The 26,450-nt window shown below is 71.7% G+C and carries 24 protein-coding genes; 8 read left to right on the forward strand and 16 right to left on the reverse strand.

The annotated features are described in order from the left end of the window. Positions 1–59: 59 nt before the first annotated feature. A complete protein-coding gene (locus OIE47_RS25190; RefSeq protein ID WP_326556989.1) occupies positions 60–926 on the forward strand; it encodes a S1 family peptidase in 867 nt (288 codons plus the stop codon). Positions 927–1,035: 109 nt separating this feature from the next. Here the strand turns inward: OIE47_RS25190 and OIE47_RS25195 are convergent, their stop codons facing one another. After that, on the reverse strand, positions 1,036–3,840 hold the full coding sequence (locus OIE47_RS25195; RefSeq protein WP_326556990.1) for an aconitate hydratase: 2,805 nt from the start codon (positions 3,838–3,840) through the stop codon (positions 1,036–1,038). 247 nt (positions 3,841–4,087) lie between these two features. Here OIE47_RS25195 and OIE47_RS25200 point away from each other — a divergent pair, with 247 nt between their 5' ends. After that, complete coding sequence (locus OIE47_RS25200; protein ID WP_326556991.1) at positions 4,088–4,654, forward strand: hypothetical protein; 567 nt, start codon at positions 4,088–4,090, stop codon at positions 4,652–4,654. A gap of 99 nt (positions 4,655–4,753) precedes the next feature. On the opposite strand, the gene OIE47_RS25205 is transcribed toward OIE47_RS25200, so the two are convergent. Together OIE47_RS25205 and OIE47_RS25210 are read right to left on the reverse strand one after the other, a co-directional pair. Then, complete coding sequence (locus tag OIE47_RS25205; RefSeq protein WP_326556992.1) at positions 4,754–5,533, reverse strand: C39 family peptidase; 780 nt, start codon at positions 5,531–5,533, stop codon at positions 4,754–4,756. 410 nt (positions 5,534–5,943) lie between these two features. Beyond that, entirely contained in the window at positions 5,944–6,114 is a 171-nt protein-coding gene (locus OIE47_RS25210; RefSeq protein WP_326556993.1) for a hypothetical protein, read from the reverse strand. Between the two features lie 17 nt (positions 6,115–6,131). Between OIE47_RS25210 and OIE47_RS25215 the strand changes: the two genes are divergently transcribed. Next, positions 6,132–6,842, forward strand: a complete 711-nt coding sequence (locus OIE47_RS25215; RefSeq protein WP_326556994.1) for a hypothetical protein — start codon at positions 6,132–6,134, stop codon at positions 6,840–6,842. A 17-nt stretch (positions 6,843–6,859) separates the two neighbouring features. Here OIE47_RS25215 and OIE47_RS25220 read toward each other — a convergent pair whose 3' ends face one another. The 5 genes from OIE47_RS25220 to OIE47_RS25240 all read right to left on the reverse strand — a co-directional run bounded on the left by OIE47_RS25220 (position 6,860) and on the right by OIE47_RS25240 (position 11,808). Further along, entirely contained in the window at positions 6,860–7,522 is a 663-nt protein-coding gene (locus OIE47_RS25220) for a hypothetical protein (protein WP_326556995.1), read from the reverse strand. A 4-nt stretch (positions 7,523–7,526) separates the two neighbouring features. Further along, positions 7,527–7,904 carry a PadR family transcriptional regulator gene (locus OIE47_RS25225; RefSeq protein WP_326556996.1) on the reverse strand — a complete coding sequence of 126 codons (378 nt, stop codon included), beginning with the start codon at positions 7,902–7,904 and terminating at the stop codon, positions 7,527–7,529. A gap of 82 nt (positions 7,905–7,986) precedes the next feature. Next, a complete protein-coding gene (locus OIE47_RS25230; protein ID WP_326556997.1) occupies positions 7,987–8,469 on the reverse strand; it encodes a hypothetical protein in 483 nt (160 codons plus the stop codon). Positions 8,470–8,489: 20 nt separating this feature from the next. Beyond that, the gene (locus tag OIE47_RS25235; RefSeq protein WP_326556998.1) at positions 8,490–10,217 is read right to left on the reverse strand and encodes a RyR domain-containing protein; all 1,728 of its coding nucleotides are present in this window, start codon (positions 10,215–10,217) and stop codon (positions 8,490–8,492) included. Between the two features lie 91 nt (positions 10,218–10,308). Continuing rightward, the gene (locus OIE47_RS25240) at positions 10,309–11,808 is read right to left on the reverse strand and encodes an aminopeptidase P family protein (protein WP_326556999.1); all 1,500 of its coding nucleotides are present in this window, start codon (positions 11,806–11,808) and stop codon (positions 10,309–10,311) included. A gap of 111 nt (positions 11,809–11,919) precedes the next feature. Between OIE47_RS25240 and asnB the strand changes: the two genes are divergently transcribed. After that, positions 11,920–13,881 (forward strand): asparagine synthase (glutamine-hydrolyzing), encoded by a 1,962-nt coding sequence (gene asnB / locus OIE47_RS25245; RefSeq protein WP_326557000.1) that lies wholly within the window; start codon positions 11,920–11,922, stop codon positions 13,879–13,881. Between the two features lie 116 nt (positions 13,882–13,997). On the opposite strand, the gene OIE47_RS25250 is transcribed toward asnB, so the two are convergent. Next, positions 13,998–15,089, reverse strand: coding sequence for a lytic polysaccharide monooxygenase auxiliary activity family 9 protein (locus OIE47_RS25250; protein ID WP_326563239.1), 1,092 nt, complete (start codon positions 15,087–15,089; stop codon positions 13,998–14,000). A 449-nt stretch (positions 15,090–15,538) separates the two neighbouring features. Between OIE47_RS25250 and OIE47_RS25255 the strand changes: the two genes are divergently transcribed. Then, complete coding sequence (locus OIE47_RS25255; RefSeq protein ID WP_326557001.1) at positions 15,539–16,477, forward strand: carbohydrate kinase family protein; 939 nt, start codon at positions 15,539–15,541, stop codon at positions 16,475–16,477. 29 nt (positions 16,478–16,506) lie between these two features. Here the strand turns inward: OIE47_RS25255 and OIE47_RS25260 are convergent, their stop codons facing one another. From OIE47_RS25260 to OIE47_RS25280, 5 genes are all read right to left on the reverse strand, one after another. Further along, positions 16,507–17,337, reverse strand: a complete 831-nt coding sequence (locus OIE47_RS25260; RefSeq protein ID WP_326557002.1) for an MBL fold metallo-hydrolase — start codon at positions 17,335–17,337, stop codon at positions 16,507–16,509. Continuing rightward, a complete protein-coding gene (locus tag OIE47_RS25265; RefSeq protein WP_326557003.1) occupies positions 17,334–17,738 on the reverse strand; it encodes a thioesterase family protein in 405 nt (134 codons plus the stop codon). Before OIE47_RS25265 ends, OIE47_RS25260 begins: the two co-directional genes overlap by 4 nt. Before the next feature lie 200 nt (positions 17,739–17,938). Beyond that, entirely contained in the window at positions 17,939–19,261 is a 1,323-nt protein-coding gene (locus OIE47_RS25270) for a PH domain-containing protein (protein ID WP_326563240.1), read from the reverse strand. A gap of 140 nt (positions 19,262–19,401) precedes the next feature. Next, on the reverse strand, positions 19,402–19,965 hold the full coding sequence (locus OIE47_RS25275; protein WP_442791989.1) for a PH domain-containing protein: 564 nt from the start codon (positions 19,963–19,965) through the stop codon (positions 19,402–19,404). 70 nt (positions 19,966–20,035) lie between these two features. Beyond that, the gene (locus tag OIE47_RS25280) at positions 20,036–20,266 is read right to left on the reverse strand and encodes a hypothetical protein (protein ID WP_442791990.1); all 231 of its coding nucleotides are present in this window, start codon (positions 20,264–20,266) and stop codon (positions 20,036–20,038) included. 403 nt (positions 20,267–20,669) lie between these two features. On the opposite strand from OIE47_RS25280, the gene OIE47_RS25285 reads away from it, so the two are divergent. Genes OIE47_RS25285 through OIE47_RS25295 form a run of 3 tightly spaced genes read left to right on the forward strand, consistent with a single transcriptional unit; the run spans position 20,670 to position 23,733 of the window. Beyond that, entirely contained in the window at positions 20,670–21,779 is a 1,110-nt protein-coding gene (locus OIE47_RS25285) for an AAA family ATPase (protein WP_326557004.1), read from the forward strand. Continuing rightward, complete coding sequence (locus tag OIE47_RS25290) at positions 21,758–22,786, forward strand: DUF58 domain-containing protein (RefSeq protein WP_442792186.1); 1,029 nt, start codon at positions 21,758–21,760, stop codon at positions 22,784–22,786. The genes OIE47_RS25285 and OIE47_RS25290 overlap by 22 nt, the downstream gene beginning before the upstream one ends. Then, positions 22,783–23,733 carry a VWA domain-containing protein gene (locus OIE47_RS25295; protein ID WP_326557005.1) on the forward strand — a complete coding sequence of 317 codons (951 nt, stop codon included), beginning with the start codon at positions 22,783–22,785 and terminating at the stop codon, positions 23,731–23,733. Before OIE47_RS25290 ends, OIE47_RS25295 begins: the two co-directional genes overlap by 4 nt. Before the next feature lie 364 nt (positions 23,734–24,097). Here OIE47_RS25295 and OIE47_RS25300 read toward each other — a convergent pair whose 3' ends face one another. Together OIE47_RS25300 and OIE47_RS25305 are read right to left on the reverse strand one after the other, a co-directional pair. After that, positions 24,098–25,381 carry an acyltransferase family protein gene (locus tag OIE47_RS25300; protein WP_326557006.1) on the reverse strand — a complete coding sequence of 428 codons (1,284 nt, stop codon included), beginning with the start codon at positions 25,379–25,381 and terminating at the stop codon, positions 24,098–24,100. Next, positions 25,378–26,322, reverse strand: coding sequence for an alpha/beta hydrolase (locus OIE47_RS25305; protein ID WP_326557007.1), 945 nt, complete (start codon positions 26,320–26,322; stop codon positions 25,378–25,380). Before OIE47_RS25305 ends, OIE47_RS25300 begins: the two co-directional genes overlap by 4 nt. Positions 26,323–26,450 lie beyond the last annotated feature (128 nt).

Raw genomic sequence — 26,450 nt, forward strand, 5'->3', positions numbered from 1 at the left:
CGATCGAGCACCGTGGATGCTGTAACGGCGTCTATCGATGTCGATCAGCGGAGGTCCGCATGCGCCGTTCCCCGTTCCTCGTCCTGCTCGCGGTGGTGCTCCTGCTCGCCGCACCGACAGCCGCCCAGGCCCGACCCGCCGCACCCGAAGCCGTCGACCCGGCCCGGGCGGCGGCGATCCTCGCCGACGTACGCACCGCCGGCACGGTCTGGGGACTCGATCCGGCCACCGGCCGGATGACCCTCACCGTCGACGACACGGTCGGCGCCGAGCGGGTGGCCGCGCTCCGGGCGACCGCCGACCGCGCCGGTGCGGTGGTACGCCACGAGCCGGGCCGGTTGACCACCCTGATCGCCGGGGGGCAGGGCATCCAGGTCAACAGCGCGGGGCGGTGCTCACTGGGTGCGAACGTGCGCAGCGGCAGCACCCACTTCTTCATCACCGCCGGGCACTGCACCATCCTCGGCGGCACCTGGTACGCCCAGGGAAACCAGGCGCCCGTACTCGGCACCCGGGTCGGGACCAGCTTCCCGGGCAACGACTACGGCCTGGTCCGGTACACCAACGGCGCGATCCCGCACCCCAGCGCCGTCTACACCTATCCCGGCCTGCTGCCGTCGAACGGGATCGCCAACGCCTACGTCGGCCAGCGGGTCTGCCGCAGCGGCTCCACCACCGGGGTCCGGTGCGGGACGGTGGTCGCGCTCAACCAGACCGTGAACTACTCCCAGGGTTCGGTCCACGGGCTGATCCGTACCAACATCTGCGCCGAGCCGGGCGACAGCGGCGGGCCGCTCTACGACCCGGCCAACGGAAACGTACTCGGCATCCTCTCCGGCGGCAGTGGCAACTGCACCAGTGGCGGCACCACCTACTACCAGCCGATCGCCGAGATCCTCGCCGCGTACGGCGTGACCCTGCCCTGACCGGCGGTTCCTACGGAACCGGGCCCGCACCCATCACGACGGATGGGGCGGGCCCGGTCACTCGGTGCCTCGAACGCCGCCGGCTGGACCGGCCGCGCCTGCGGTACGGCTAGCTGGCGATCATCCGGCGCAGGACGTACTGCAGGATGCCGCCGTGGCGGTAGTAGTCGGCCTCGCCCGGGGTGTCGATCCGTACCACCGCGTCGAACTCGACCCCGGTGTCGGTGCTGACCCGGACCGTACGCGGGACCTCGCCGCTGTTGAGCGCGGTCACCCCGGTGATGGTGAACGTCTCGGTGCCGGTGAGCCCCAGGGTCTCGGCGGTCACGTCGACCGGGTACTGCAACGGGAGCACGCCCATGCCGATCAGGTTCGACCGGTGGATCCGCTCGTACGACTCGGCGATGACCGCCCGTACGCCGAGCAGCATGGTGCCCTTCGCCGCCCAGTCACGCGACGAGCCGGAGCCGTACTCCTTGCCGGAGAGGATGACCAGCGGTACGCCCGCCTCCTGGTAGGCGACCGAGGCGTCGAAGATCGAGCTCTGGTCACCGGTCAGGTGGTTGACCGTGAAGCCGCCCTCGACGCCCGGCACGAGCTGGTTGCGCAGCCGGATGTTGGCGAAGGTGCCCCGGATCATCACCTCGTGGTTGCCCCGGCGGGAACCGTACGAGTTGAACTCGTGCCGGGCCACGCCGTGGTCGGCCAGGTACCTACCGGCCGGGGAGTCGGCCTTGATCGAGCCGGCCGGCGAGATGTGGTCGGTGGTGACCGAGTCGCCGAGCTTGGCCAGTACCCGCGCGTTGGTGATGTCCACGACCGGCTGCGGCTCGCGGGCCATGCCCTCGAAGTACGGGGGCTTGCGTACGTAGGTCGAGTCACCGGCCCAGGCGAAGGTGTCACCGGTCGGGGTGGGCAGGCCCTGCCAGCGCTCGTCACCGGCGAAGACGTCGGCGTAGTCGGCGGTGAACATCTCGCTGCGCACCGCGCTCGCGATGACCTCCTCGATCTCGGTCGAGTTCGGCCAGATGTCGCGCAGGTAGACCGGCTGACCGTCGGAGCCGAGCCCGATCGGCTCGTTGGCCAGGTCGATGTCCATCGTGCCGGCCAGCGCGTACGCCACCACCAGCGGCGGCGAGGCGAGGTAGTTCATCTTGATGTCCGGGTTGATCCGGCCCTCGAAGTTCCGGTTGCCGGACAGCACGGAGACCACCGACAGGTCACGCTCGTTGACCGCGTGGGAGACCGCCTCGGGCAGCGGGCCGGAGTTGCCGATGCAGGTGGTGCAGCCGTATCCGACCAGGTGGAAGCCGAGCTTCTCCAGGTACGGGGTGAGCCCGGCGCGCTCGTAGTAGTCCATGACCACCTTGGAGCCCGGGGCGAGGGTGGTCTTCACCCACGGCTTGCGGTTCAGACCGCGCTCGACGGCGTTGCGGGCGAGCAGGGCCGCACCGATCATCACCTGCGGGTTCGAGGTGTTGGTGCAGGAGGTGATCGCGGCGATCACGACCGCGCCGTGGTCGAGTTCGAACTCGGTGCCGTCGTCGCCGGTGACCGTGATCGGGGCGCTGGCCCGTCCCTTCGCGCCGGTCGCGGCCGAGATCAGGTCGCGGGGCGCGTCGTCGGGGTCGTTGATCCCGTTGGCCGGCGGGTCGCTGGCCGGGAACGACTCCTCGCTCGCCTCGTCGGCCGGGCCGTGGGCGACCGGGTTGTCGTCGCCGACGTAGTTGATCAGGGCCGAGCGGAACATCGTCTTGGCGTTGCCCAGCGGCACCCGGTCCTGCGGGCGCTTCGGTCCGGCCAGCGACGGCTCGATGGTCGACAGGTCGAGTTCGAGTCGCTCGGAGTAGTTCGGCTCGGCGGCCGGGTCGTGCCAGAGGCCCTGCTCCCTGGCGTACGCCTCGACCAGCGCGACCTGCTGCTCGCTGCGGCCGGTGAGCTGCAGGTAGCGGATGGTCTCGGCGTCGATCGGGAAGATGGCGACGGTGGAGCCGTACTCGGGCGACATGTTGCCGATGGTGGCCCGGTTGGCCAGCGGCACCGCGCCGACGCCGGGGCCGTAGAACTCGACGAACTTGCCGACCACACCGTGCTTGCGCAGCATCTCGGTGATGGTGAGCACCAGGTCGGTGGCGGTGGTGCCGGTCGGGGCCTCGCCGGAGAGCTTGAAGCCGACGACCCGGGGGATCAGCATGCTGACCGGCTGGCCGAGCATGGCGGCCTCGGCCTCGATGCCGCCGACGCCCCAGCCGAGCACGCCGAGGCCGTTGACCATCGTGGTGTGCGAGTCGGTGCCGACCACGGTGTCCGGGTAGGCCTGGCCGTTCCGCTCCATGATGGTGCGGGCCAGGTACTCGATGTTCACCTGGTGCACGATGCCGGTGCCCGGCGGTACGACCTTGAACTCGTTGAACGCGGTCTGGCCCCAGCGCAGGAACTGGTAACGCTCGCGGTTGCGCTCGTACTCCAGCTCGACGTTGCGGGCGAAGGCGTCCGCACGGCCGAACAGGTCGGCGATGACCGAGTGGTCGATGACCAGTTCGGCCGGGGCGAGCGGGTTGACCCGGGTCGGGTCGCCACCGAGGTCGCGTACGGCCTCGCGCATGGTGGCCAGGTCGACGACGCAGGGGACCCCGGTGAAGTCCTGCATCAGCACCCGGGACGGGGTGAACTGGATCTCCACGCTCGGGTCCGCGTCCGGGTCCCATCCGCCCAGCTCACGGATGTGGTCGGCGGTGATGTTCGCGCCGTCCTCGGTGCGGAGCAGGTTCTCCAGCAGGATCTTCAGGCTGTACGGCAGGCGGTCCTGACCGGCCACCTTGCTGATCTTGAAAATCTCGTAGCTCGCGTCTCCGACGCGTAGCTGGCTCTTCGCACCGAAGGTGTCGAGGCTCGCCACGTCGTACTCCTTCACGCTGTGTTCGTTCCGGCCGATGCCTTCCGGCCGAAGGGCGACCGTGAATAGTCCTGAGCAGTCTTTCGTATGTGTTACCGCCACGCGCGGCTTAGGTAACACTTACCAACCGGCTCCTCCGGCTATTCAAACCGTACGTCCGTCTTGCTACTGACGCAAGCCGGCCCGTACCGAGTGGCGGGCTCCGGACACCGGAGGGCGGCGGAGGGTCGGACCCGGTACAGGCGTCGGTGCTAGGGTGCCGCGAGTGACCGACGCAACCGTCCAGCTCGCCGCCCAGCCACGCATCGACACCGTGGCGACCGGATTCTTCACCGACGCCCGGCGACTGCGCAGTGACTACGCCGGCATCGCCTGGATCGGCGGTCAGCCCGACGCCGACACCGGGCTGATGGGGCCGGAGTACAAGCGCCGCCAGGTCGACTCCCGGCTCTTCCTGCCGGACACCCACTGGTACGACCTGGACGCCCTCGAAGACGTCGAGGTGCAGCTCAGCGTCGGCCTGCTCCAGATCCCCGGCACCGCCCAGGGCACCCAGGGCCTGGTCGGGGCGATCGCCGACCCGGTGGTGGAGTTCTACGAGCACCCGGACGGCGGCACCGGTGTGGGCCTCTGCCTGTGGGTGCACGGCGACATCTGGTCCAACGTCGGCCTCTCCTACCGGGTCACCGTGCTCTGCGCCCCGGACGCCGTACGCGAGCCCGGTGCCGAGAGCGACGGGCTCGTCACCGCCAACCCTGCGGTCGGTGGCGCTGACGGCGACGGCGGCGGCTATGGCGGTGGCGACGGTGGCGGTGGTGGTGGCGGCTACTAGCGCCGAACGCCACCCCCGCGTCGTAGCGGACACGCCGAGGGGCCAGCTCGATGAGCTGGCCCCTCGGTCCTACCGTCCTGCTATTCGGTTGTCACCTCGTCAGGCCGAGTAACCGCGGGTGGCGATCCAGTTGGCCATGTCGATGGTGCTCATCCAGTACGACGAGTTGTTCGGGTTGGCCGAGTCGGAGATCTTCACGGCCCGACCGTCATCGCGGTAACCGACCACGGCCAGGTAGTGGCCGCCCTCGTAGGAGTGCGAGACCCCGTCGGTGTCGGTCCCGGTACCGATGATGTTGGCCACCACGGCACGGTTGTCGTCGACCGCGCGCTTGACGTCAGCCTGGAGCTTGTCCATCTGCTCCGGCTTGGCCTTGCTGTCCGGGATCGCGGTGGTCTTGTACTTGTCGCCGCCGACAACCTCGTTCAGCACCCGGGTGGTGTCCTCGGCCGAGGGGGTGCCCTCGACGGTGGTACCGAGCTTCTTGGCCAGCTCGTCCTGGGTCAGGTGGTGCCCGTCGGCGCTCAGCGCGTTCCGGGTCGCGGCCGGACCACACCAGTAGAAGTTCGGCTGCGCCTGGTAGTCGTTCTTGAGTTCCTTGGCCGACATGGTGCGACCGGCGTCCTTGCCGTGACCCTTGTCCTTGTCACGGTCGGCGTCCTTGCCGTGACCGTTGTCGTCGTGACCGCGGTCCGAGGTCACGTGGGCGACGGTGGTCATGGCCGGGGCCGGCTGGGCGGCCGGAGCCGCTTGCGCGGTGGCACCCAGGGGGCCGGCGATGGCGCCGCCGACGAACGCGAGGCTTGCGGCGGTCAGTGCGCCCTTACGAACTGCGGAGGTCTTTGCGATGGCCGGTAGCCACTGACTAAAGGTAGTCATGATGGTTGCCTTCCAGTGGGGGTGTCCCGTAGCTGGGGGAGAAGCACGGGGCTGAGCCACACGCCCGGCCGGTGGGGGCTGGTCGGACGTGCTCGGGGATGTAACCGGTCCGGCCCGTCGTGCATTCCGGGGATGCGTCACCCGGGGGCCGGTCACGGAGGCGACCCGCTCGGGGTGCTCCGGTGTTCAGGGGGATGTAACCGGTCCGGCCCGTCAATCATTCCCGGGGGCTGGCCACCGGGGGGCCGGTCCAGGAGATCACCCGGTCGGGGTGCTCCGGCGTACGTGTGTATAACCGATCCGGGGGCCCCGGCATTCCGGGAGATGGCCGCCCCGGCCAGTTGATCAAGCAATCCGTGTCCCGGGCCGGGGAGGGTCTGGGACATACCCGACATTGGGTCGGATACCGCTCAGTCTTCCTTGGCTCCCAGGGCGTTCGCCTCCGCGTGCCGGTCACGCAGCCGGGTACGGATCTGGTCCGGCGTGTACGCCCGGCGACGCCGCTCCGCCCGGGCGATCACCACCCCGGTGGCCGCCACACCCACGACACTTGCCAGGCCAACTATCTTCCACCAGCGCATCCGCCTAGGGTAGTCGAGTGGTCGATACGAGCATCAGCCTCGATGAGGCCGTCGACGTGACCCGTACCGGGGATCTGTGGGTGTTCCGTGGACGGAGCATGCCGGACCGGGCCATCCAGCTCACCACGAACAGTCCCGTCAACCACGTCGGCATGGCCGTCGTGCTGGACGACCTGCCTCCGCTGATGTGGCACGCCGAGCTGGGCCGGTCGTTACCGGACATGTGGTCGGGCACCCACCAACGCGGCGTCCAACTGCACAACCTCCGCGACGCCGTCTGCGTCTGGGCGAACCGGTACGGACAACGCGCCTGGCTGCGCCAACTGGAGCCGCCCGCCGGTCGCGAACTGGAGGACGCTGTCCTGCGTACGATCGCCCGGCTCGACGGCACCCCCTTCCCCTCCACCGCCCGGATGGCCTGGCGGTGGCTGCGCGGCCGGGTGCCGGACGTACGCCGGACCGGGCTGTTCGGTGCCGGTGCGCGCGATGGGGCGCCCGTGCCGATCGAGCCGGACGGACCGGCCGAGGCGCGTCGCCGGGAAAGTGAGCTGGAGACCGCCTACTGCGCCGAAGTGGTGGCCGTGACGTACGAGGAAATGGGTCTGCTGCCGACCGGCCGGCGGCCGAACTGGTACGACCCCGGCCGTTTCTGGAGTGGGGACGACCTCGTCCTCGCCAACGGCTCCCGGCTCGGTACGGAGATCACCGTCGAGATACCGCCCCGCTGACGATCCGGCGGTTGCCGTCAGGAGACGGCCGGCACGGTGTGGTCCCGCAGCGACAGTCGGCGGGCCAGCAGGGTGGCGCCGACCAGCGCGGCCACGACCAGTGCGATCTCGGTCGCCACGACCGGCAGCGCGAAGCTGTAGTCGGTGAGCCGGGCGAACCCCATGGTGATCGGGGTGACCGCCGCGCCAGCCACCGGCAACAGCAGGCCCATCAGCGCGATCGTCCGCCCGATCCTCGGTACGTCGCGAAGGTGCACGCGGACGGCGACCAGGGCGCCCCCGACCACTATCGCGGCCGGTACGCCGTAGTAGACGCCGATCGCGAGGGCGAGCGGCACCTCGAAGCCGGACGGCAGGTCGAACAGGGAGACGAAGGTCGAGTAGACCGAGGACATGACGAGGTAGCCGAGCGTCGCACCCAGCACGGCACCGGTCAGCATGGTGAGCAGCAGGCGCGGGTACTCACGCGGGACGCGGGCGACGCCCGACTCGTCGGCGAGCCGCCGGGCGAACCCGCGAATGTCGCCCCCGAGTAGTTGCTCGGGTGTGACGCCGTCCGCGGCGGCCGCCTCCAGGTCGAGCCGGAGGTCGGCGACGAGCGCGGCGCGGTCGCGATGCTGGATGCCGAGGAGGCGCCATTCGTTGTCGGCGATCGTGAGCGCGGTGTCGATGGGGTCCACGGGGTCAGCTCCTCGGGCCGGACGGGGTGGAATCGGTGAGGGTCGCGTTGACGATGCCGACGAAGTTGGTCCACTGCCGACTCCAGGTACGCAGCCTGGTACGGCCCGCGTCGGTGAGCGCGTACACCTTGCGTGGTGGCCCGCTCGGGCTGGCCTGCAACTCGTCGGCGACCAGGCCGAGACGGCGCATCCGGGTCAGCAGCGGGTAGATCGTGCCGTAGCCGACCGCGTCGAAGCCGGCGGCCTCGACCCGACGGACCAGTTCGTAGCCGTGGGCCGGCTCCTTGGCGAGCAGGGCGAGCAGGCACATGTCCAGGGCGCCGCGCAGCAGTTGGGTCTGCCGCTCGTTGTCCTGCCCGGTGTCCTGCTCGTTCACTACCATGCGAGACATAGTAGCGTCCGCTATTAGGTCTCGTCCAATAGTTCGGCGGAATCGTGGCGCCGGATCTGTTCGGGCGGAACGGTCAGCCGCGCCGGGCGCCGTCGGGCCAGAGGACGGTCACCGGCAGCCCGCGTTCCCGGGCGGCGCGTACCACGTCGGCGGTGTCACCGACGTGGACCGAGGGTCGGCCGTCCCAGACCGCGAACAGCAGCTCGCACCGGTTCAGCAGCTCCACGCTCGCGGCCATGTACGCCTGCCGGTCCGACCGGTCGTACGGCATGTAGTCCACCCGTACCGCCCGTTCCAGCAGCTCGTCGAAGGTGGCCCGGTTGTCCCGCTCGACCGCGCACTGCCGGTAGTCGGCGGCCGGGATCACCGCCTCGTAGGTCCCGTGAAGCGCCAGGATCTCCCGAGCGAAGAGCTGGTCGGCACCGTTGGCCAGGCAGGTTATCCCGTGCAACCCCGGCCCGGCGTACGGCAGCAGATGCTCGGCGAGACACGCGGCGACCAGTTCGGCGGTGCCGTTGGCGAGGATCACGTGACCGGTGACCCCGATCCGCGGCATGGCACACCGTCCGTTCGTCGTCACGCCTCACGCAGCCGTACGATCCGGAACCCGGCGTCGGCCAGGATCGTGGGCATCGCCCGGATGACGTCGTGATTGCGCTCGCGCATCTCCGTACTGAGCTTCTCCCAGGCGACCAGCGCCGGATGCAGCCGTCGGTCGTCGTCGCGCGGTTCACCGTAGCGCCAGCCGGCGGCGGTCCGCTCCGCCATCCAGCGCCGGTGTTCCAGCACCGCCAGCCGGATCACGTCCGGCTCGGTCAGGGTGTACTCCTCGCCCGGCCCGACCCGTGGCGACAGGACACAGCCCAACTCGCGCAGCTTGCTGCCGAAGTCCTCCGCCTGGGCCCGGTTGGCGATCCGCAGCGACTCCGTCAGCGACTCCCACGCCACCAGCGTCGGGGTGTTCTCGGGGCGCTCGCCGCGCCGCAGCCGCGCGGCGACGTAACTCTCGTGGATCACCCGGGCGAGGTCGTCCCCGATCAGCTCCGGGTCGCACGCCGCCCGGACCACGCCGTACAGGCGCAGGGTGCCGGACAGGTCGTCGAGCAGCCGCTCACCCGAACCGCCGAACGCCTCCCGGAGACTGGCCAGCCGGTCCAGCCGGACCACCACCGAGCCGGGTGCGCCGTGCCACAACTGCTCCGCGGTCAGCGCCGTCTTGAGCGCCCGTTGCTCGTCGTCGTAGCAGATGAACACCCGGTCGGGTGGCATCGGGAACCCTCCGGCGGCGAGGAGTTCGGTCAGCCCCCCGTCGTACGCGGTGATCCGGCAGATCCGGGACAGGAAGGGAAAACGTTCGACGAGCTGGTCGTGTGCCCGACCGGCCGCCTCGTCGACCAGGGCGACCGGCACCGGCCGCTCGTCGCCCGGATCCCGCAGCCGCCACCGTCGAGCCAGTTCGACCAGTACGGAGCGGCCGAAGTTGGTCGCGCCGATGACCACCACCCGTGGTGGTTCACCGTTGACCGGCACCGGCGGCTCCTGGCTCAGCAGCTTGCGCGCGGCCAGGTCGTCGATGTGGAAGAAGTCCACCCGGGCGCCGGGCTGCCCGGCCAGACCGAGGTGCCGGGCCTGTAGGGCGAGGCAGAGTTCCGGGTCGGCGACCTCCGCGTAGACGGAGAGCGGGCTGCGCCGGCCGTACCGCCCGTGCCGGGCGGCGGCGAGCGCGATCGCGGTGTTGGCCGCGCTGTCGTCGGTGCAGGCGTACAGGGCACGGGCCCGTCCGACCCCGGCCGCCCCCAGCACGTCGGGGTCCCGGGCCGCCCTCGCGATGCGGCGGGTGTCCGGTTCGGCGGCCACCGCACCCGAGGGGACCGACACCACCCGGTCGCCGCCCGCCCGCAGGCGCCGGGCGAGGGTGTTGGCGATCAGGCCGTCACCGCAGACGATCACGTGGTTGCGGGCCTGGCGGACCCGCAGCCGTCGCAGTTCGGTCTGGAAGACCAGACGGCCGGCCTCGATGAACGCGTAGACGGTGACGGCGGGGGCACTGAACCGGGCGATGTTCAGCAGCAGTGGGAACGGCCCGCCGTCGTCCAGTGGCGGTGAGCCGAGCACGAACAGTTGCAGGTCGTAGTAGAGCAGGTCGGACGGGTGCGCGCGTACGGGCGGCTCGAGGTTGAGGAAGTACTCCTGTAGACCCAGGTAGCCGCAGACGAAGGAGGCCACCCCGATCAGGGCGAAGAGCACCCGCAGCACGTCCATGGTCGGGGCGCGCGGGGGTTCGCCGAGGCTCCTGCCGGGCACGACGCCTCCCGTGGGGGATCAGGCATGAACGCAGCGTCATCGTACCGTTGCGGCTCGACCCCACGGAAGATCGTCAAGCGGCGGGAACCCGTCAGCCGGGCAGCCGGTGACCCGCCTCGCGCTGGGCGGCCAGCCAGGACTCCACCTCGTCGGCCCGCCGGGGCAGACCGGCCGACAGGTTGACCGCGCCGGCCGGGGTCACCAGTACGTCGTCCTCGATCCGGATGCCGATCCCGCGCAACTCCGCCGGGACCAGTTCGTCCTCGGGCTGGAAGTAGAGGCCCGGCTCGACGGTCAGCACGTAGCCCTCGCCGAGGTTCCCGTCGCGGTACGTCTGCTTGCGGGCGTTCGAGCAGTCGTGCACGTCGATACCGAGCATGTGCCCGAACCCGTGCAGCGTCCAGCGCCGGTAGACCGTCGAGGTCTCGTCCATCGCCTCGTCCACGCTCACCGGCAGCAGCCCCAGGTCGGACAGACCCTCGGCGAGGACCCGCATGCAGGTGCGGTGTACGTCCTTGAAGCTCACGCCGGGCCGGATGAACTCGATCCCGGCCTGCTGGGAGGCGTACACGATGTCGTAGACCTGGCGCTGGAGCGGGGTGAAGGTGCCCGAGACCGGCAGCACCCGGGTGACGTCGGCGGTGTAGAGGCTGCGCCCCTCCACCCCCATGTCCATCAGGAGCAGCTTGCCCGGCTGGGTCACGCCGGTGTTGCGGACCCAGTGCAGGATCGTCGCGTGCTCGGCCGACCCGACGATCGAGCTGTAACCCACGTCGTTGCCGTCGTGCCGGGCCCGGAGCGCGAAGATCCCCTCCAGCAGCCGTTCGGTCACCGGCCGGTCCGCCGGCAGCACCCGGGCGACGTCCTCGAACCCGCGTACGGTGGCGTCGATGGCGTCCTGGAGCTGGGCGATCTCCCACTCGTCCTTGACCAGCTTCAGCTCACCGATCACCGCCGCCAGTTCCCGGTCCCGGCCGAGTTGCGCCGTCGCCTGGTCGCCGGTGGCCGACGGCGGGTCGTACGGGCGGACGGCGGCATCGACCGAGGCGTCCAGTCCACGCAGCACCCGGGTACGCCCCGGCGCGCAGTCGGCCAGCGCGGCGGCCAGGTCGGTCAGCGGTGCCGTCTCGACCCCCAGCTCGGTCGACTTCTCGGCCAGGGTGTGCCGGCGACCCACCCACAGCTCGCCGTTGCGGCTGCGGAAGAACTCGTCGGTCTCCTTCGAGTTGCGCGGCTGGGTGTAGAGGATCGCGTCGTGGCCGGACCCGTTCGGGCGCAGCACCAGCACGTCGTCCGGGTCGTGGTCACCGGTCAGGTACGCGAAGTCGCTGCCCGGCCGGAACGGGTGGTCGGTGTCGTTGGCCCGTACCTTCTCGGTCCCGGTCGGGATGACCAGCGTCTCGCCAGCGAACGCGGCAGACAGGGCGGCCCGGCGCTTGGCGTGGTTGGGCACCTCGGGACGGGGGCTCACGGACAGGGCGGAGTCCCGCCAGCCCTCCCGCATGAACGCGAGGAACTTCTCCGGGTAGTCGGGATCGTGCGACTCGATCCGCGCGGTCTCCGCCGTGTCCTCGGTGCGCTCGTCGCTCATGTCCCGCTCCTCCCAGGCCGATCCATCTCCAAGACGGTACCGCGCAAGCGCGGTCCAGATCTCCCAGCGGTGCCGGCACGCGCGCCCGAGCCGCGTGGAAAGATGACCGCCATGTGCGGACTCCTGGCCTTTTTCAGCGCGCGCGGCGACGCCAGCGCGCACCGAGACGCCCTTGCCGGCGCATTGGAATGCCTGCACCACCGGGGACCGGACGAGACCGGGGTGGAAGTCATCGGCGACCCGTCCGGTACCCGGGCGGACGCGGTCTTCGCGCACAAGCGGCTGTCGATCATCGACGTGGCGCTCAGCCACGAACCGCTGCCCTACGCCGACGGCCGCTACCTGCTGACCTTCAACGGCGAGATCTACAACTACCTGGAGCTGCGCGAGGAGCTGGCCCGGGACTTCGGCGCCCAGTTCGCCACCCAGGGCGACGGCGAGGTGATCGTCGCCGGCTTCCACTACTGGGGCGAGCAGGTGCTCACCCGGTTGCGGGGGATGTTCGCCTTCGTGATCTGGGACCGGCAGGAGCGGCGGGCGTTCGGCGCCCGGGACTACTTCGGCATCAAGCCGATGCACTACCTGGAGACCAACGACGGGGTCTACCTCGCCTCGGAGAAGAAGGCGCTGCTCCCGTTCGCGCCGGCGGCGCACGCCGGTGACGCCGGGGTGGACGCGGCGAACCTGTCGCACTACCTGACCCTGCAGTACGTGCCCGAGCCGGGCACCCTGCACCACGGGATCCGCCGGATCGGGTCGGGGGAGTACCTGACCTGGGTGCCGGGGGGCCGGATCGACGTACGTCGGTGGTACCGGCCGGTGTTCCGGCCCGCCCCGGTCGACGACCAGCAGCGGCTCTACGACCAGATCCGGGAGACGCTGCGCGAGAGCGTACGGATGCACATGCGGGCCGACGTGCCGGTCGGGTCGTTCCTGTCCAGCGGGATCGACTCGACCGCGGTGGTCGCCCTGGCGCGGGAGTTCAACCCGAACATCCTGACCTTCACCGTCGGCTACGACGTTCCCGGCTACTCCGAGATCGACGTGGCCCAGGAGTCGGCCCGGCACCTCGAGGTGACCACCATCCCGACCAAGATCGGGCCGCAGGACATGATCGACGCCCTGCCGAAGATCATCTGGCACCTGGACGACCCGGTCGCCGACCCGGCCCTGGTCCCGCTCTACTTCGTCGCCAAGAAGGCCGCCGAGCACGTCACGGTGGTGCTCTCCGGCGAGGGCGCGGACGAGTTCTTCGGCGGATACACGATCTACCGCGAGCCGCTCTCGCTCGGCGCGGTCAACGGCCTGCCCGGCGGCATGCAGAAGGGCCTGCGGGCGGTCTCCAAGGCGATCCCCCAGGGGGTCAAGGGCAAGAGCTTCCTGGAGCGCGGCACCACCCCGATCGAGGAGCGCTACTACGGCAACGCGCGGATGTTCACCGAGGAGGAGAAGCAGAAGCTGATGCGCCGCTACGACCCGAGCGTGCGCTACACCGACGTGACCGCCCCGATCTACGCCGAGGCCACCGAGCTCGACGACGTGACCAAGATGCAGTACATCGACCTCTACACCTGGCTGCGCGGCGACATCCTGGTCAAGGCCGACCGGATCTCGATGGCGCACTCGCTGGAGGTACGGGTGCCGTTCCTGGACCGGGAGGTGTTCGAGGTCGCCGCCGGCATCCCGGTCGACCTGAAACTGCCGCCCCGCTCCGACGCCACCAAGTACGCCATGCGCCAGGCCCTGCGCAACGTGGTGCCGCCGGCCATCGTCAACCGGCGCAAGCTCGGCTTCCCGACCCCGACCCGGGTCTGGCTGCGGGGCGAGATGTACGAGTGGGCCCGGCACATCCTGTCCACCTCCGGTGCGGGCGACCTGCTCGACCTGTCGTACGCGATGCGGCTGCTCGAGGAGCACAAGCGCGAGGAGGCCGACCACTCGCGCAAGGTGTGGACCGTACTGATCTTCTGCATCTGGCACGCGATCTTCGTGGAGCGCTCGCTCGACCCGGGCATCCAGCGCAACCAGTCGGCCCTGCTCACCAAGCCGGTGGTCGGCTCGATGGTGGCCTGACCCCGCGGGGGGAGCACCACGGCGGGCGGTGACGGGCGACCTCACGGCACGCGGTGACGAACACGGACCGGGCCCGGCGCAGTTCGCGCCGGGCCCGGCCGCTCCGTGGGGAGGAGTTACGGGCTGCTGCAACTCACCGTCGGTGAGGTGTTGGTGGCCCCGGTACTGCCGGTGAAACCGAACGTGGCGGTGCCGTTCGCGGCCAGGTTCCCGTTGTGCCCGGCGTTACGTACGGTCACAGCCGATCCGCTCTGGGTGTAGGTCCCGTTCCAGAGACTGCCGATCGTCTGACCGCTCGCCCAGGTCCAGCGGGTGGTCCAGCCACTCAGTGCCGAACTGCCGGTGTTGCGTACCGTCACCTCGCCCTGGAAGCCCCCGGACCAGCTCCCGGTCACCCGGTAGGTGGCCGAGCAGCCGGCGGTGCCCGGCGGCGGGGTGGTCGGGTTCGGCGGCGGCGTCGTGGGGTTCGGCGGCGGGGTGGTCGGGTTCGGCGGAGGTGTGGTCGGGTTCGGCGGCGGGGTGGTCGGGTTCGGCGGGTTCGAACCGCCCGGTCCGACCCCGGTGACCTCGCCGTTGCCGCCGTCGAAGACCACGTCCGAGCAGCCGAAGAAGTTCTCCTGGCTGTCCGAGCGCACCCAGCGGGAGTAGATGATGTGCCGCCCGCTCTTGCCGGTCGGCAGCTGCCCGCTGAAGTAGTAGTGCCCCTCGTTGGTGCCGACCCCGCCGCTCTGCGGCGGGTTGGTCACCGTCAGGAACGGCTCCTCCAGGTCACTCCAGGCCAGCGCCCGGGTGGGGCTCCAACTGTTCTTCGTGACATAGAAGTAGAAGGTGCCCGGGTGGTGGGCCCAGTTGCTGTACTTGAAGTTGAAGTTGCCACCGGCGGTCAGGTGGGTCAGCGGCCAGTCGTTGCGGGCCAGGTTGTAACCGCTGAAGCTGGCGTTGCCGCCGCTGCACAACTGTCCGTCGGAGACGAAGCCGGTGGTCCGGCCGCCCGCGTCGGAACGCAGCACGCTGAACCAGTTGTAGAGCGAGTTGGCCCCGCTCTGGTTGACCGCGGCCGCGCAGGCCGGGTTGTTGGGCTGGATGTCGCCGCGCGGGCTGAGCCCGTCCTTCCAGCACAGGAAGGTACGACTGCCGGGTGCCATCGCGGCACCGTGGGCGAACGCCGCGTTGGGCGTCACCACCGTGACGATGCCGGCGGTGAGCATGGCCGCGGCGGCGAACACCGCGACTCTGCGGAAGGGTTTCACCGAGTACTCCTTAACTTTCGGGCTAGAGCCGCAGGCGGGTGGGTACGCCGGTACTGCGGACAACCAGCGGGTCCCGCGGGGTGCGGGCACCCGGGTCGGACCGCTGGTCGTGGTGTCGTGCGAGCCGCTCGCGGTGGTGGTGATGATGGGAGAGGACGCGGCGGGCAGGCGGCGACACGGGACCCGGTCCGATCACGGACGGGTGTGCTGCTCGCGCGGCCCCCTGGCGGCATCCGGCACGGCGCGTTAGCCCCCGCGCTGTCCCGGTACGCGCCAGTGCATCACGGATCCGTACCCGATGCAATAGGTGGGCATCGATCGGAATCCGGTCCACCGGACGCCGTTGACCCGGCCCGACCCCGACCCGGCATGCTGTCCGGGCAGGATCTCGACACGAGGAGGAACCCATGGGGTACGCGGTGGTGCTCGGCGAAGCGCTGGTCGACCTCCTCGACGGGGCGGCCGACGGGCAACCGGTCTACCGCCAGGCGATCGGCGGCGCCCCGCTGAACGTCGCCGTCGGGGTCGCCCGGCTCGGTGCCCCGGTGGAGTTTGTCGGGTCGGTCGGCGACGACGTACTCGCCGGGCGGATCCGGGACTTCCTTCGCGACCGCGGCGTCGGGCAGCGCGGGACGGTGACCGTGCCGGTGTCGACCACCCTCGCCGTCGCCACCTTCGCCGGGGCCGAACCCGACTTCCGCTTCTACGGCGAACCGCCCTCCTACGGGCTGCTGACGGCCGACGCGCTCGACCCGACCCTGATCCGGGAGGCGGCGGTGCTCTACTGCGGCTCGATCGCCCTGCTCCGTACGCCGGTGCTGGCCGCCGCCCGGCGGGCCTGGTCGCTCGCCACCGGCCGGCGGGTCTTCGACCCGAACGTACGCCCCCGGCTGATGCCGGACGAGGGCGCGTTGGACGGTTTCCGGGCCGTGGTGGCCGAGTTCGCCACCACCGCCGACCTGGTGAAACTCAGCGCGGTCGACGCCGACCTGCTCTATCCCGGCGAGCCGGTGGACCGGGTGACGGCGCGGCTGCGGGCGCTCGGCGCCGGCGCGGTGGTGCTCACCCGTGGGCCGGTGGGGGCGCTGGTCTGCGCCGGGGCGGACACGGAGCCGGTGGCGGTGCCCGCGCCGGTGGTCGACGCGGTCGACGCGACCGGGGCCGGTGACTCGGTGATGGCCGCCCTCGTCGCCGACCTGCTCCTGAGCGGCCCGCCCGCACCGGGCGGCTGGCCGGCGCGGGTCGCGTACGCGCTCCGGGTCGCCGGGCTGGTCTGCGAGGCGCCCGGCGGGGCGGTCGCCATGCCGAACCGGGAGCAGGTGGCCGCCCGGTTCCCGACCGGGTGACCCGGAGCGGCGACGGTCGGCGGGGACGATCAGGTGTCGCCGGAGAGTTCCGCGTACCCGAGCCGGATCGCCGGCAGGGTCACCGTCGGGGTGAACGGGGCCCGGGAGGCGACCCGCTCGGCGGGAGCGCCGTCGGCGTGCCCGTCACGGATCAGCCAGGCCAGGGTGGCGAGCTGCTCGTGTTGTGCGCGTACGCCGTCGATGCCGAGGATGCCGCCGTGCCCCGGCACGACCATGGTGCGTCGGGTCGCCAGGCGCAGCAGTTCCGCGACCGTCTCCGGCCACTCCAGCGGGTAGCTGTCGTCGAACGACGGCGGGCCGCTCTCCTCGACCAGGTCACCGGCGACCAGCAGATCGGCGTCGGGCACGTGCACGACCAGGTCGCCGTCGGTGTGCCCACGCCCCAGGTGCCGCAGGACAACCGTACGACCGCCGATGTCCAGGGTGGACTCCAGGTGCACCGGGTGGCTGGGCGCCAGGATCGTGGTACGGGACAGCTCGGCGGCGAGCACCGGTTCGGTTTCGCGCATCTCGTCGTACGCCTGCTGTCGCACCAGCTCGGGATGGTCCCGCAGCCGGGCCGCGGCGGCCTGGTGGGCGTAGATCGGCCGGGCCGGCTCGCCGGCCAGCGTGGCGTTGCCGAAGCAGTGGTCGAAGTGGTGGTGGGTGTTGACCAGGGTCCACGGGTACGGCGTGATCGTGCGTGCCGCCGCCGCCAGCTCCCCGGCCTGGGTCGCGTTCGACAGGGTGTCCACCAGCAGGGCTTCGCCGTCGCCGACGACCAGGGTCACGTTGACCGCGAGCGCGGGGTGGCGCAGCAGGTAGACCCGCTCGCCGATCTCCTCGAATTCGATCGTCATGGTGTGCGCGACGCCCTTTCCACGAACCGGAGCCGGTCGACCAGTGCCCGCTCCACCCGGCCCTTCGCCACGGTCGCCGAGCCGTCGGTCACGCTCACGTCGAAGTGCAGCCGCCGGCCGCTCACCTCGGTCAGCCAGGCCTGGGCGACAACCGTCCGGCCGACCGGGGTGGGCACCGTGTGGTCGAGTTCCACCCGCAGGCCCACCGTGGTCATGCCGGGCAGCATCCGGGTCGCGGTGGCCGCCACCGTGGCCGCCTCGGCCAGTGCCAGCACCCTCGGGGTGCCGAGTACCGGCACGTCACCGGAGCCGACCGCCAGGGCGGTGTCGGTGTCGGTGACGGTGAGTTCAACCCGGGCGGTCAGGCCGGGCGCGAAGCCGGGATCCGGCGGTTGTTCCATGGGTGCAGCTTAGGCCGTGACCCGGCGCCGGATGATCGGCATGCCGGCCGTGTCCCGCCGCCGGTCGCAGCGGCACAGCCGGCCGTGTCCCGTCGCCGGTCGCAGCGGCACAGCCGGTCGTGTCCCACCGTCGGTCGCAACGGCGCCCGGTCGTGTCCTGCCGCCGGATGACCGGCTCGGCCCGGCGACCCGGGTGCCGGTCAGCCGGCGTTGCGGGCGGCCCGTGCGCGGGCGGTGAGTTCGGCGGCGAGCGCCCACGCCTCGGCCAGGTCCCGGTCCAGGGCGGCGGCACCCGCCCCACCGGCGGTGTCGGCGTGTACGGTCGCCAACCGCAACCGCCGCTGCAACGGCCCCTGCACCACCCGGACACTCTGGATCCGCGCGTACGGCACCACGACGAGCTGGCGGGTCAACAGCCCGCTGCGGACCGCGAACACCCGGTCGGTCAGCCCGGCACCGAGCACCGGCTGGGCCAGCGGATGCACCCAGCGGGCCCGCCGGGGCGGCGGCGGCAACGGCACGCCGAGATCGACGCCGGGCAGCACCTCCGCCATGATCATTTGCCCGGTTCGCAGGTCACCCACCGGCAGCAACTGGTCGGCGCGCTGGTTCGCGTCCGCCTCGACGGAGAACCCGGCCACCTCCAGCCGCAGCCGCAGCCAACCCTTCATCCGCCAGAGCAGCGGCCAGGTCGCCCCGACCGCCTGCAACCGGTCCAGCGGTACGGTCTGCGCGCGGGTCTCCAACAGGCCGTGCCGTACGCGCAGGCGCCCGGCACCGTCGCCACCCCGATCGGCCCCGACCCCGCCGCCGGCGTCGTCGCGGGCGAGTTGGAAACTCCAGTCGGCGAGCACCCGGCGCAGGGGTTGCAGGAGCACACCGGCCATCGCGGTCAGCGTGCTGGCCACCGCGATGAACGACCAGGACCCCTCGTTGAGGAACTGGATCACGACGAACGCCACCCCGAACGGGAGCAGCATCGCCTGCGGGGTGAGCAACTGGCTGATCAGCAGGTCCCGGTTGGCGACCGAGTGCAGGTGCCGGCGGGGCATCTCGACCGGCGCCGGTGACTCGACCCGCTCGACACCCGGCCGGGCCGGTGCGGGCGTACGGGCGGCGAGGCCGAGCAGCCGTTCCCGCAGCGCGACCGCGTCCGCCACCGCGACGTACGCCAGCGGTGCCTCCGTCTTGCCTCCGCCGACCACCTCCAGCCGCAGTTCGGCCAGGCCGGTGAGCTGTGCGAGCAGCGGACGGACCACCTCGACGGACTGGAGCCGCTCCAGCGGGATCGCCCGGGTACGCCGCCACAGCAGGCCCTCGTGGATCCGCAGCTCCCGGCCGACCACGTGATAACCGGTGTTGTACCAGCTCACCAGGGAGAGCACGACGGCGCCGAGCAGCAGCACCGTGACCATCCCGGCGTACCAGCCCAGTCCCACCCGGCCGAGGGTCTGCCAGGAGAGCGCGGCGACGATCACCACCAGGGAGTTCGCGCCGTGCAGCAGCGGACTCAGTGGATGCAGCCGCTGCCGAGGCTCGACCGGCGGTTGCTCGGTGCCCGGCGTCTGCCCGTTGCTGAGCGGGCCGGTGAACGACGGCTCGGTGCGGGGTGGCGCGGTCGCGGGTGGCTGGGCGAGCGGCGGTTCGGGTACCGGCGGCTCGGTCACAGGCCCTCCGCGCGGTCTTCGCCGAGCGCGGTGAGCCGGTCGCGCAGGCGGGACGCCTCGGCCGGACGCAACCCCGGCACCCGGGCGTCGCTCGCCGCGGCGGCGGTGTGCAACTGCACGGTGGCCAGGTCGAAGGCGCGTTCCAGGGGACCGGCGCTGACGTCGACGAACTGCATCCGGGCGTACGGCACGATCGACAACCGGCGGACCAGCAGGCCGTGCCGGACCAGCAGGTCGTGGTCGCGCTCGGCGTACCCCCAGGCGCGTACGGCCCGGACGATGGCAATGGCCCGCCAGCCGGTGAGCAGCGCGGCCAGGCCCAGGGCGAGCCCGAAGAGCCAGTGGCCGGTCAACGCCCAGCCGACGCCGAGCGCGGCGAGCACCACCACCATGCCGGCGGCCAGCCGCAGCAACTCGACCCAGATCAGGTCACCGGAGACCGGCTGCCACCGCACGGTCTCCGGCCACGGCTCCAGCGGGCTGGTCGGACCGGCTGACGGGCCCGGCTGGTCCGGTCCGGCCGGTTGCGGTGCCGGGCCGGGTCCGCCCGGGTGGCTCACCGGGTCACCCGGCGGTGCCGGTGACCGCCGCTGGCCGTCGCACGGCCCCGGAGGAGATCGTTTTGCTCGCTCACGGTTCGAGCGTAGGCGATGGGTCCACCGGTGCCACCTCACGCAGGAAACCGCGCGCGCCAAGGAAGTCGCCGAGGCTCTGCCGATGGTCGGCACAGGCGAGCCAGGTCTTGCGTCGCTGCGCGTCGTGCAGCCGGGGGTTGTTCCAGCGCAGGGCCCAGATCGCCGTCGCCCGGCAACCCTTCGCCGAGCAGACCGGGATCATCGGGGACGGCTCGGAGTCGGTCACCCGGCGAGTGTACGGAGGCACGGCGCACGGGTCGGGGCGTGCAGTGCCGGTCGCGGCGGGGTGTGTCGAAGAAGACGGCGCCTGTCGAAGGGGACGGCGTGCGTCGAGGAAGGCGGCCCGGACATGGCACGGGCAATAAGATCGCCGGGCGACCACGGGGGGAGCCGCCCGGCGACGGCTGAATCGTACACGTCACCTGCCCCGTCCTGTCTACCCGCGCCCGACGTTTCGTGTCCCGCCGGTGGGCGGCGGACCGCCGCGGCGCGGCGGTCCCCGGTTCCGCCGCGACCGGCCCGCGATAAAACGTCTTCTCGCCACCCGGTCACTCAGCCGGACGTGCGAGGCTTGGTGCGGCAGTCCCTCGCCGAACTTTTCGATCACGCGACCCCGCTGTGGAGGACCGGTGGCCCAGCCGACCACGCCCGATGCCCCGACACCGACCGAATCCGCCAACGGCGGCCCCGCCAAGGGCACTACCCCGGCGGAGGATGCGACCCTGCTCGAACGCGCGTTGTTCGAGGTCAAGCGGGTGATCGTGGGTCAGGACCGGATGGTGGAGCGGATGTTCGTCGCCCTGCTCGCCCGCGGGCACTGCCTCCTGGAGGGGGTGCCCGGGGTGGCCAAGACCCTGGCGGTGGAGACCCTCGCCAAGGTCGTCGGCGGCACCTTCTCCCGGGTCCAGTTCACCCCGGACCTGGTGCCGGCCGACATCGTCGGCACCCGGATCTACCGGCAGTCGAGCGAGAAGTTCGACGTCGAACTCGGCCCGGTGTTCGTCAACTTCCTGCTCGCCGACGAGATCAACCGGGCCCCGGCCAAGGTGCAGTCGGCGTTGCTGGAGGTGATGTCGGAGCAGCAGGTCTCGATCGGCGGGCAGACCCACCAGGTGCCGAACCCGTTCCTGGTCATGGCCACCCAGAACCCGATCGAGCAGGAGGGGGTCTACCCCCTGCCCGAGGCGCAGCGCGACCGGTTCCTGATGAAGATCCTGGTGGGCTACCCGACCGACGCCGAGGAACGCGAGATCGTCTACCGGATGGGGGTCAGCCCGCCGGAACCGGTGGCCGTGTTCAGCCCGACCGAACTGATCGCCCTGCAACGCAAGGCCGACCAGGTGTTCGTGCACAACGCGCTGGTCGACTACACCGTACGGCTGGTGCTGGCCACCCGTACGCCTGCGGAGCACGGGATGCCCGACGTGGCGCAGCTCATCCAGTACGGCGCCAGCCCGCGCGCCTCGCTCGGCATCGTCCGGGCGACCCGGGCACTGGCCCTGCTGCGCGGGCGGGACTACGCGCTGCCGCAGGACGTGCAGGACATCGCCCCGGACATCCTGCGCCACCGGCTGGTGCTCAGTTACGACGCGCTCGCCGACGACGTGCCGGCCGACCACATCGTCGGCCGGGTGATGTCCACGATCCCGCTGCCCTCGGTCACCCCCCGGCAGAACGCCGCCCCGGTGCCGCCCACTCCCGCGCAACCGGCCGGTGCCTGGCCCGGACGGTTGCCGTGACGCCTGCCGCCGCCGGACCGGCGACGTCGGGCGCGGGATCGGCGGCCTCGGCGGCCACCTCGGCGCGGGCCGATGCGGTGCTCTCCCGGTTGCAACTGCTGGTCACCCGCAAACTCGACGGCCTGTTGCAGGGGGACTACGTCGGCCTGCTGCCGGGGCCCGGCAGTGAGGCGGGGGAGTCCCGGGAGTACCGCCCGGGTGACGACGTACGCCGGATGGACTGGCCGGTGACGGCCCGGACCACCCTGCCGCACGTCCGGCGTACGGTCGCCGACCGGGAACTGGAGACCTGGCTGGCGGTGGACCTGTCGGCCAGCCTCGACTTCGGCACCGGGCAGTGGCTCAAACGGGACCTGGTCGTCGCGGCGGTGGCCGCGGTCGCGCACCTGACCGTACGGGGTGGGAACCGGATCGGCGCCGTCGTCGGCACCGGTGGCTTCGGCGGGACCACCCGTCCGGTCGCCGGCCGGACCGGGACCCCCACCCCGCCGAACGTGCTCCGGCTGCCCGCCCGACCGGGACGCAAGGAGGCGCAGGGCCTGCTCCGGGCGATCGCGCACACCGAGATCAAACCGGGTCGCAGTGACCTCGGCGCCCTGGTCGACATGCTCAACCGGCCCCCGCGCCGCCGTGGGGTGGCGGTGGTGATCTCCGACTTCCTGTCGCCGCCGGAACAGTGGGGCCGGCCGGTACGCAAGCTCGCCGTCCGGCACGACGTGCTGGCGATCGAGGTGGTGGACCCGCGCGAACTGGAGCTGCCCGACGTCGGGGTGCTCGCGCTGGTCGACCCGGAAACCGGCCAACTGCACGAGGTGCAGACGGCCGATCCCCGACTGCGGCGTCGGTACGCCGAAGCCGCGTCGGCCCAACGGGCGGCTATCGCCCACCAGCTGCGCGCCGCCGGGGCGGCGCACCTGCGGCTGCGGACCGACTCAGACTGGCTGCTGGACATGGTGCGTTTCGTCGCCGCGCAGCGGCACGCACGTACCAGGGGGACGACTCGATGATCCGTTTCTTGCAACCGTTGTGGCTGCTGGCGTTGCTGCCGGTGCTCGCCGTCGCCGGAGCGTACGTCTGGCGGCAGTTGCGCCGCCGCGAGTACGCCGTCCGGTTCACCAATGTGGACCTGCTGCGCACCCTGGCGCCGAAGGGTCTGGGTTGGCGCCGGCACGCCGCGGCGAGTGCGTTCCTGCTCAGCCTGGCGATCCTGGCGACCGCGATGGCCCGACCGTCGATCGACACCGAGGAGCCGCTCGAACGGGCCACCGTCATGCTCGCCATCGACGTGTCGCTGTCGATGGAGGCGGACGACGTGGCACCGAACCGGTTGGAGGCGGCGCAGGAGGCGGCCAAGCAGTTCGTCGCCGAGCTGCCGCCGTCGTACAACCTGGGGTTGGTGGCGTTCGCGAAGTCGGCGAACGTGCTGGTGCCGCCGTCGAAGGACCGGCCGGCGGTGACCCAGGCGATCGACGGGCTGGTGCTGGCCGAGGCGACCGCGACCGGTGAGGCGGTGTTCACCTCCCTGGAGGCGATCCGGTCGGTGCCGGCCGACGGGGCGCAGGGGGTTCCGCCGGCCCGGATCGTGCTGCTCTCCGACGGTTTCCGGACCTCGGGACGGTCGGTGGAGGAGGCTGCCGCGGCGGCGGCGGCGGCGAACGTACCGGTTTCCACCATCGCCTTCGGCACCGACTCGGGCCAGGTCGACATCGGTGGGCAGGTCCAGCGGGTGCCGGTGGACCGGATGGCCCTGGCCCAGCTCGCGGAGACCACCCGGGGTTTCTTCTACGAGGCCGCGTCGGTGACCGAGCTGAAGCAGGTCTACCAGGACATGGGCTCGTCGATCGGGTTCCGGACCGAAGCCCGCGAGGTCACCCAGTGGTACGCCGGATTCGCCCTGCTCTTCGCGCTCTGTGCGGCGGCGATGAGTCTGCTGTGGACGTCCCGGCTGCCCTGACGACGGTATGTCCCTGACGGGCTGGCCGACCTGACGGTCGGCTGGCCGGTCAGGGGGTTCCGCTGACCAGGACGAACAGGACCAAGACCCACATAGCGGCAAGGGTGAAGCCCAGTGGGGCAACAAAACGGTGCATGGCTTGACTCCCCGGTGGCGGCTCAGACGGCCGGCGCCGGCAAGTCCTGGCCGGCGGGGCCTGAGGGAAAGGACGCACACACGAAGTCGTGACCGGGCGGCTCCACGCATCCCCGACGCAGACCGGCGGCGGGGTTCACACCACACTGCGTCCACCGCCGGCCGGGGCCGGGGTGGACGGGTTGGTGCGAGAAGCGGGGCTGGGTCAGTTCACCGGCCGAGTCGTGGCTCAGCGGGACTGACGAGCGGCCCGGCCACGACTAGGAGGATCGCTACTTCGCACAGCGATCACCTCCACCTGTCGGACCGGACCGGAACGCAACGATCGTACACCCGCCCCGCGCTGGGACGAATTCCGCCGATCATCCGGTCCGTACCCTCCCTGAACGGCCTGCCCACGCGGGCGCTGGGACCGTGCCGGGCGGTCCGGGCGGCGGCTGACCAGGAGCGCCAGAACCGTGGCGAACAGCGGCAGCCAGGCCAGCCGGGCGACCACCCAGAGCGGACGGTCCGGGACGGTGTGCAGGCCGGTCAGGGCGGCGCCGCCGGACAACCGGGCACCGAGCACGGTCACCGTCACCAGCGCCGTCTGGTGCCACAGGTACACCGACATCGCCGCGCCGTTGACGGCCAGGACCGGCGTCGACCACCGGGGCCGTTCCAGCAGCCGGGCCAGTCCCGGCCGGAGCAGCAGTGCGCAGCCGACCTGGGCGAGCGCGAGACAGACCGTGAACAGCGACGGCGGGTCGAGGTTGGACCGGCCGGCACCCGGCACACCGACCGCGCTCGCCGGGTAGCCGGCCACCAGGACCAGCGCGGCCATCCCGGCAACCCCACCGACGACCAACCGGGTTCCGGTCCGCCGATCGCGCGGCTCCCCGCCGGCCAGCGCCACCCCGATCGCGTACGGGACCAGCCAGGCGGCGACCACGCCCAGCGGCACCACCCAGCCCGGTACGCCACCGGGGCGCACCCGCCCGGTCAGGTCGACCACCGCGACCAGTACGACCGCCGGCAGCACCACGCCGAGCACGCCCACCCGCCGCAGTGCCCCGCGCAGTGGTCGGGTGAGCAGCGCCAGCGCGACGAACGGCAGCAGGAACCAGAGCGGGCTGACCACCAGCGTCGCCACGGTCCGCAGGGTCCCCACCGGAACACCCCCCACCACCGCCACCGCCAGTACGCCACCCCAGCAGCCGAGCAGTACGCCGACCGGCCCGACCAGCCGCCCCAGCCGTCGCCCGTACCAGAGCCGGTAACCGCCCCTCGCGTCGTTGTCGGGGCGGGACGAGTCGAGGGAGCGGGCCGAGGCGTAACCACCGGTGAAGAAGAACAGGCCGAGGGTCTGGAGCAGCCAGGTGACCGGCACCAGTGCCGGCATCGAGGCGAGCGGGCTGGCCTGGGTGAGCGTTCCCGCCGGTGTGAGCACCAGCGCGGTCACCAGCCAGTGGCCGAGCACCACCCCGCCGATCGCGTACGCCCGCAGCCCGTCGATGCCCCGGTCCCGGCTCACCGGGACACCTCCGCCCCACGGCCGAGCGCGACCCGGGCGATCGCGCTCAGGGCACCGGTGCCGGGGACGAGGTAACCGTCATGTCCGGTCACCCCGTCCGTCGGCAGGGTCAGGGCCCCGAACGCCGGATCGGCCGGTCTGGTGCCGTGCCCGAGGCCGAGCAGCCGTACCTGCGGGATGCGGCGGATCCAGTCGGCCGGTGCCTCGGCCGCCCACACCCGGGCCGTGCTGTGCAGGTCACCCACCCGATCGGCACCCATACCGATGCCACCCACGGTCACCAGGTCGGTCACCTGGGCCGGCAGGCCGGGCGCGGCCAGGCCGACCACCACCGCCCCGTAGCTGTGTCCGATCAGCGTGATCGTCGCCGCCGGCCGGTGCGCCGCCAGCGACTCGGTCAGCGAGGTCAGCCTCGCCGCACCGGACCGTGCACTGCTCTCCCGGACGGCGGCCCAGCCGAGCCCGTCCGGCGGGTCGTAACCGAGCCAGGCGAGCACCGCCACGCGAGCGCGGGGGTCGTCGGCGCGCAGTTGGTCGTACAGGTGACGGGCCTGCGTCGCCGGGGCGCGGCGGGCGACACCGCCCAACCCCCGGTCGAAGTCGCGCAGCGTGGTGTCCACCCCCGGCACCAGGACCACTATCCGGTCGGCGGTGGCCAGGTCGCCGAGGACCTCGACCGCGAGCCCGTCGCCACGCGGGTCGAAGGCCAGGAACCGGCGTCCGGCGTCAACCCACCCCGCGTACGGCGCACCCGCCGCCCGCATCGCCGACGCGACCACCGGGTACGCCCCGACGAACCCGCCGACCACCGCCGGCGTCCCGGCTGCCGCGGCCGGTGGTGGGCGCAGCAGTGCCGGCGGTGAGCCGAGCAGTCCCAGCCCGAGCAGCAGCACCACCGACCCGCGCAGCGGTAGTCGCCGTATCGTCGCCCGTCGCGTCATCGCGAATCCCCGTCCGGTCGTCACCGACCCGGATCGGTCGGCGTGGACCGGAAGAATGCGGACTCGGCCACCGCCTGCGCGTCACTCCGGAGAGCCGTTCCCGGCGTACCTCCACGGTGCTACCCGGT

The organism is Micromonospora sp. NBC_01796 (assembly GCF_035917455.1).
Lineage (GTDB): Bacteria > Actinomycetota > Actinomycetes > Mycobacteriales > Micromonosporaceae > Micromonospora_G.